We start from the raw sequence: 6444 nt of genomic DNA on the forward strand, positions 1-6444 counted from the left end.
TCCGCATCGGACTCGCGTGCACTGACGCCGACTGCTCCAGCAGCTCGGTCAGCGTCCTGACGGCCATCCGTTAGCTGAAGACTTAGCGCTCGCGCAGTTGGTCGATCTTCTCATGCAGCAACTCTCCGGCGAGGAGGCGCAAACGGAAGCGTCGCACTCCCGCCGCAGCGTGCCAGGCGTCTTTCAGCCATTCCGATAACGGTCGGCTATCGACTCCATGGCGAGAGGTGATTTTCCTTTCCGCCATCATGGACTCAATCTTCGATCCATCGTCGCGCGCCCTCGTCTATGGGCCGAAGTCGGCGTTCCGTTGAACGATCGCAGGCCAGGAGGTCCGACATGCAGATCAAAGAGACACCCGACGTTTCCTTCCCCGGCGCGGTCAAGAGCCCTCCGCTGGAGGATGTCGTCGTGCTCGCGGACAGCGCCGGCGTCTCGCTAGGAGTACAGCGCGCATTCAGCGCGAGGGTGCGGAGCGTCCACGATGACAGCAGCGGCGTCATCGTGTCCAGGTGCGTGGAGATTCCGCTCGTCGGGCGTGACGGCGAGATTTCCGGAGTGCTGTGCCGGACCGCCCCACGCTCCGACAGTGGCGTGTTCTCGTCCCGCGGACTGGAGGGGGTGAGGGCGATCGGGGACGTTGCGCAGTTCGTGGTCCACGACATCAACAATCTACTCGCCGTGATCGACAGCGGCCTGCGGCTGCTCGAGCGCCAGAGCGACGCCGCATACAGAATGGCCATCGTCAGCAAGATGCGGCACGCGATCACACGAGGCGCGTTGCTCAGCCGTCAATTCCTCGACACTGCGCGACCATGCCCCGCGTCGATCGGCGGGTTCGTCGCGGGGAGTCGCCTGGCCGCGCTGGCGGGCACGCTAGACCAGGCGTTGCGACCGGACGTCGCGGTTCGCACCGAGATCGCCCCTGATTTGTGGGACTTCAACGCTGATTCGGAACAGCTGTACTTCGCTTTGTTGAATCTCTGCCGAAACGCGGCCGATGCCATGCCGAACGGCGGCACGATCACCGTCGCGGCGCGCAACGTCGAGCCGTCCGCCGGTGCGGTCCTGGGGTTCGTCGAAATCGTCGTCGCCGACGACGGGGAGGGCATGACCGAGGAGGTCCTCTCGCAGGCGTTCACTCCTTACTTCACGACAAAGGCCGCTGGCAGCGGCACAGGCCTCGGACTCGCCCAGGTCCGGCGATTCGCCGAAGGGCGAGGCGGCGCGATCGGTATGGAGAGCGAGCGAGGTGCAGGCACGCTGGTGCGCCTCTTTCTCCCGCGCGTCGGCGATGCGGCGGTAGGGAGCAGTATCGTTGGCGCGGAGATCGCGTACACGCCGTCACCAAACGGCGGAGCATTCCACGTCGTCAACCCAGCGACCGGCTGTGCCGACGTCGTAGCCGGCGCGAACACCTGGAGACCGGTTCAGCGATGGAGCTCATGATCCCGCCCGGCCGCCTCGACCGTCCGGTCGACCCCGAGAAGGACCACGTGCTCGGCCCCACCGATGCCGAGATCACGCTCGTCGAGTACGGCAGCTACGCGTGCCCGCACTGCAGGGCTGCCAACGAGCGCATCGCGCAAGCACGCGACCAACTCGGCGACCACGTCTGCTACGCCTTCCGCCACAGGCCGCTCACGGACAACAGCCTTTCGTTTCGGGCCGCCGAGCTCGCTGAGCTTGCCCAGACGCCCGAGGCGTTCTGGTCCGCGCACATCAAGCTGATGACGAGGTCGACGCAGCTCACAGAGGACGACCTCGTCGCGGTGGCCACCGACCTCGGCGTGAACGCCGACTTCGCGCTCTGCAACAGCGACGCCGCACGGCGCGCGAGGGCGAGGGTGGAGGCGGACATCGCAAGCTCACGCGCGAGCGGCGTGAGGTTAACGCCGACCTTCTTCATCAACCGTCGGCGCTACGACGGGCCTTGGGACGAGAGCTCTCTCGTCGATGCGATGCTTGGCACGCTCGGGCACCGCGTCCGTACGGCAGCCCTGGACTTCGCGAGCTGGGGCCCCTCGGCGGGTATCTTGCTGGTCCTCGCGACCGCGGCCGCGATCGTCATCACGAACTCTCCGCTCGGTCCGGCCTTCGAGGCGCTCTGGCGCCAGGAGCTCGGTTTGAGCCTGGGCGACGCAGCCTTTCGGATGCCGATCCTTCATTGGGTCAATGATGGCCTCCTGACGGTGTTCTTCCTCGTCGTCGGCCTGGAAGTGAAGCGCGAGATGACAGTCGGGCATCTCGCGAGCAGCCGCTCCGCCGCGCTTCCGATCGCGGCCGCGCTCGGCGGCATGGTCGTGCCGGCGCTTCTGTATGCGCTGGTCATCCCTGCGGGGACGTGGTCGCCCGGGTGGGGCGTCCCGATGGCGACGGACACCGCGTTCGCGATTGCCCTGATCGCCGTGATGGGCGCACGCGTCCCGGTCGAGTTACGCATCTTCCTCACCGCGGCGGCCATCGTTGATGACATCGGTGCGATCGTGGTCGTCGCTGCATTCTACTCTGGCGAGATCCATCCGGGATACCTTGGCGCGGCTGCGGTGGTTGTGGTTGCACTGGCGCTGCTGAGCCGATCGAGGGTCTACCTGCTGTCGCCCTACATCCTGTTGGGCGTTGCGTTGTGGGCTTTCGTCGATGCGGGCGGCCTTCACCCTACGCTGGCCGGCGTGGTGCTCGCGCTGTTCATTCCGACGCGGCCGCCCGCCGACTTGGCCGCCCTGATGACGCAAGCCAGCACCATCATCGCCTCCGAGGCCCGGCATGAGGGCGAGGTGCTCAGGCACGGACCCTCCACACCGGCACTGCACGCGCTCGACGCGATCTACGACAGACTTGAATCGCCCGCCGACCGGTTGCTACGGCACGCCGGCGCGCGGTCGAGCTACGCTGTCCTTCCGATCTTCGCGCTTGCTAATGCGGGCGTGACGATCAACCCGAGCGTCTTCGTTGGGCATGGCTGGCTCATCGCCGCGATCGTCGCTGGCCTCGCCATAGGAAAGCCGCTCGGCGTCTTCCTCGCGGCCGCCGCGGCCGTGCGCGCAGGCATAGCCGTCAAGCCGGCAGAGTACACTTGGCGGCAGTTGGCCGGGGCGGGAGCCCTCGCTGGCATCGGCTTCACGATGTCGCTCTTCATCGCCGGGCAGGCGTTTCCAAGCGCCACTGACTTCTCGGCGGCCAAGATCGCCGTGTTCGCCGCGTCGATTCTTTCGGCCGTCGTTGGGGCTGCCCTGCTCTGGGAAGTTTCGCGCCGGGAGCTCATCGAAGAGGCGCCGCAGAGCGCCGGCGTACAAGTATCATAGCCCGCGGTGCCTATGCGTGATCGTGAACAGGAGGACTTTGGATGATTCTACCTACCGGTGCGACAGTAGCAGTCGCTGACGGCGCGACGGTGCGCCTGTTCCACAATTCGGGCGTGAAACCTGGGGTGCACTTGGTCGAGATCATGACGGCTCCGCCTGTGTCCACCCACTCGGGCTCGGGTGCGCGGCATCACACCGGCTCTGCCAACCCCGATGGCAGGCGGCTCGTCGAGGACGACTTCGCGGCGGCGACGGCCGCCTTCCTGAACAAGCTCAGCCTGGACGGGACCATAGAACACCTGGTCGTTGTCTCCGACCCCAGGACCCTGGGGGAGATGCGCAAGCACTTCCACCGCGACCTGAGAAGCAAGATCATAGGTGAGTTCGCGAAGGACTTCAGCCGGCGTCCGCTCGAGGACATCGCCTCATTGATCGCCGACGCCTGACGCGCCTCCGGAAACGGCTGCCGGCGCAAGCCCGTCCAGTCGCAACTTGAGAACAACTATTTGAGGGATTTTGGCGTTCCTCGGTCATGCGCACGTCGCTCTTGGGTCAAGTATCGATCTGATCCCGTGCCGACCATGTCGGGGTTGTCCCTGACAGCCGACCTCGGGGCAAGTGTCCGGAACGGTGGAGAAAGCCCAAAAAGCAGCCGTATGGGCGAGTGCCCTTCCGATCGGCAGCGGTTCTCATCCAGGTGCGCAAAAGACAAGGGCTCAATAGACCCGCGCGCTGCTGCAACTCGCGCAGCGGCCTCACATTCGCTCCGGTGTGACAACCCGACCTCGATTGTCGCGGCGACGCGCATCGGTCGCATGGGCCGATGGGCGCACCTAAGCAACCGCGACGTTAGCGCTCAACTCGCCTCCTTGAAGAGCCCGCAGCCCGCGGATCCGGTAGATCACGTCACCGGCGAGATAGCCGTCCCTCACGATGCAATCGAGCGCTTGTCGTACCTCGTCGAGGTCCGGCGGTCGATGATCCAGAAGCTTGCGAGCGGCCTGAGCGTAAGTGACTATCGTTGCAATGCGCTGCGTGACTTCAGCCATATTGTCTGATGCGGCGCCCACATGTTCAGTGTGCATCATAGTGCTCTCCATTGCATGTTCGGAGCGGAGCACAAGACCGCGAAGGTCTGTCTGAAGTGAGCATCCCACGAATGATCCAAGCACTCTTGGAGGGATTTGATCCGGCCCGGAGGCCCTTGCTCTTTTACCGGGAATTTTGATCGCCGGGATCAGCACTGCCAATACGCGGAAAGAGTTCCGTCAGTTGCGGTGATTGCGGGGGTACTCCGCGCGGTGTACCCTGAGGCCGCTTCGACAATGCCTTTTTGATATCCGCGGTGCTTTGAGGGCGCCGTTCGCCGCGACAACGCGTTTCGCCATAGTCGGAAACTGGACGGCGCGCCATTGCATAAGCCGCCATCGTGACCAGGTGCGGTGATGGAGCGCTCTGCAAGCTCGCTGGGCACTATCGTGGGGCACGCTGAACACGTTTGTTCGGTTGCCGAGGGGGCGACGCCTCCGCCGGGGATAGAACCGGTATCAAGTTCCTGGCAAAGATCAGCAAAAAAATACGGCCTCGATCCAATCGATAGCAAGGCGCCACGTATCCTCACGCCTGCTGAGCTGAAAAATTCTTGCGAACCGCTCGATAAGCTCATCTACATCGCCCAAGAAGAGATAGATCAATTATACGAGGTCGTTCGCGAAGCCGGGTATACCGTCTTGTTCTGTGATAGCTCGGGCGTCGCGGTCGCACATCGCGGCGAACAAATGCGGGCAAGGGAGTTCCAACATTGGGGAACTTGGCTCGGCGGGGTGTGGTCCGAGGAGGTGGAGGGCACAAACGGCATCGGCACCTGCATCGTCGATGAGCGGGCGGTCACTGTTCACAGGAGCCAGCATTTTAGGTCGAGGCACATTAACTTGAGCTGCTCCGGCGCGCCGGTGTTCGGGGTCGATGGGCAACTGATAGCAGTCTTGGACGTCTCCGCCATCGATCCCGAACTCTCCGAACGAGGGCACGCGCTGACTGGGGCGCTAACAGTACGATCAGCGCGCGCGATAGAAGAGCGATTTTTTCGCGAGCAGTTCCGTCGAGAGTGGATCGTTGCGGTAGCGCCGCCGGAGGGAGGGGGCGCAGGCATGCTGCTGGCGATTGACGGCAGCCAACGCATTGTCGGCGCAAACCGGGTCGCGCGCACGTCCCTCATGCTCGATGATCGCGGGCTCCGGGCGGGTATCAGTCTGTGGTCGATCTTCGAGCGAGACATCGACCTCTTCCGGCGTCAGGACCGGACCGATATCGCTGCGCGGTTGCTGATCGCCGGCAGCAATGACAGTCGGCCCGCGCTTGTGACCCGACCCGATCGCCCCATGCATGCCTCGAGCAATCCAACGAATAACCTGCACACCCGCCCGCGCCTGGGTTCGATCGATATTTCGACGCTGCAGCAAGCACCGCAAGCACACGGCGGATTGTCGCCCCGCGCGATGCGGCGGGTGCGGGAATACGTGGAAGTGCATTTGGGCGAAAGTATCGATCTGTCGCTTCTTGCTGGAGTCGTAGGACTATCAGTGCATCATTTTGCGCGACAATTTAAGCAATCCGTCGGGGTGACCCCGCATGTCTACCTCATACAAAAGCGAATCGAGCGCGCCCAGGAGATGCTGGTTCAGACGGACCTCTCGTTGGCGGAAATTGCGAGCGCCGTTGGCTTTTTCGACCAAGGTCATCTAGCGCGCCATTTCCGTTACATGCTCGGTACTACTCCCCGAGACTTTCGGTGGTCGCAACGCTAGAACAAGCGACGCTTTCATTCGAATCTGTTCTGGGGAAGCCTTAGCGTAGTGCTGGCCTGCGGCATGCCCACTGTCGGTACGCACAATTCCGCAGGGGGTCTGGAAATCTTTGTTTTTTCAGCGGTTTTCCGATCCGTGATCGGGAGCAGGTTCGAGCTCCGCCACAACAAAATGGCGTCGAGAAAGCCCCGTAGATAGGCCTTTCTGCACACCGGGAACTCGACGGTGCCCCAGAGGCGCCGAATGCGGATCATGCAGCTGCTGAGCATGGCGTCAGTTCCGGTCGCACCTTGCCACGCGTTGCCACACTCCCGCCCTCCTAACAAACTTTG

At 63.6% G+C, this 6444-nt stretch carries 6 protein-coding genes; 4 read left to right on the forward strand and 2 right to left on the reverse strand.

What is annotated here, in order from left to right; genetic code table 11:
• The first annotated feature begins 339 nt into the window (after positions 1 to 339).
• The 3 genes from JQ553_RS21315 to JQ553_RS21325 are packed head-to-tail and all read left to right on the forward strand — an operon-like array spanning position 340 to position 3751.
• Complete coding sequence (locus JQ553_RS21315; protein ID WP_212501949.1) at positions 340 to 1449, forward strand: nitrogen regulation protein NR(II); 1110 nt, start codon at positions 340 to 342, stop codon at positions 1447 to 1449.
• Positions 1446 to 3305 (forward strand): Na+/H+ antiporter NhaA, encoded by a 1860-nt coding sequence (nhaA, locus tag JQ553_RS21320; protein ID WP_212501950.1) that lies wholly within the window; start codon positions 1446 to 1448, stop codon positions 3303 to 3305. Before JQ553_RS21315 ends, nhaA begins: the two co-directional genes overlap by 4 nt.
• Positions 3306 to 3346: 41 nt before the next feature.
• The gene (locus JQ553_RS21325) at positions 3347 to 3751 is read left to right on the forward strand and encodes a host attachment protein (RefSeq protein WP_212501951.1); all 405 of its coding nucleotides are present in this window, start codon (positions 3347 to 3349) and stop codon (positions 3749 to 3751) included.
• Positions 3752 to 4138: 387 nt separating this feature from the next.
• Here JQ553_RS21325 and JQ553_RS21330 read toward each other — a convergent pair whose 3' ends face one another.
• Positions 4139 to 4393 carry a hypothetical protein gene (locus tag JQ553_RS21330; protein ID WP_212501952.1) on the reverse strand — a complete coding sequence of 85 codons (255 nt, stop codon included), beginning with the start codon at positions 4391 to 4393 and terminating at the stop codon, positions 4139 to 4141.
• Between the two features lie 357 nt (positions 4394 to 4750).
• Here JQ553_RS21330 and JQ553_RS21335 point away from each other — a divergent pair, with 357 nt between their 5' ends.
• Positions 4751 to 6112 carry a helix-turn-helix domain-containing protein gene (locus tag JQ553_RS21335; RefSeq protein WP_212501953.1) on the forward strand — a complete coding sequence of 454 codons (1362 nt, stop codon included), beginning with the start codon at positions 4751 to 4753 and terminating at the stop codon, positions 6110 to 6112.
• A 14-nt stretch (positions 6113 to 6126) separates the two neighbouring features.
• Here the strand turns inward: JQ553_RS21335 and JQ553_RS21340 are convergent.
• Positions 6127 to 6444 (reverse strand): hypothetical protein (locus JQ553_RS21340; protein WP_212501954.1); only part of this gene is annotated, 318 nt, incomplete at its 5' end.

The sequence above is a fragment of the Bradyrhizobium lablabi genome, assembly GCF_018131005.1.
In the GTDB taxonomy this organism is placed as follows: Bacteria; Pseudomonadota; Alphaproteobacteria; order Rhizobiales; family Xanthobacteraceae; genus Bradyrhizobium; species Bradyrhizobium lablabi_D.